This is a genomic window from Streptomyces beijiangensis, assembly GCF_017315755.1.
Taxonomy (GTDB): Bacteria; Actinomycetota; Actinomycetes; order Streptomycetales; family Streptomycetaceae; genus Streptomyces; species Streptomyces beijiangensis.
In genome coordinates, this window is sequence record NZ_JAFLRJ010001233.1 from 1 (window position 1) to 212 (window position 212).

The 212-nt window shown below is 69.3% G+C and carries 1 protein-coding gene; it reads right to left on the reverse strand.

Going from position 1 to position 212, the window contains the following annotated elements:
• On the reverse strand, window positions 1-212 hold a 212-nt coding region (locus J0695_RS45895; protein WP_206969938.1), incomplete at both ends, for a hypothetical protein.

Below are 212 nucleotides of genomic sequence, written 5' to 3' on the forward strand. Positions count from 1 at the left end.
ACTGTGCTGCGGTTGGTGCCGGGAGCGGGGCATGCGGTGGGGCTGCATCTGGACCGGGACGAGGTGACTGCGGTTCTGGTGGATCTTGCGGGGGTTGTGGTCGCGGAGCGGTGCGGAGCTTTGGACTTCGGGGAGGGGGTCGAGGCTGTCGTGGACGCTGCGGTGCGGGTGGTCGCTGCTGTGGTGGGTGATTCCCCGATCCCGCCCCTTCC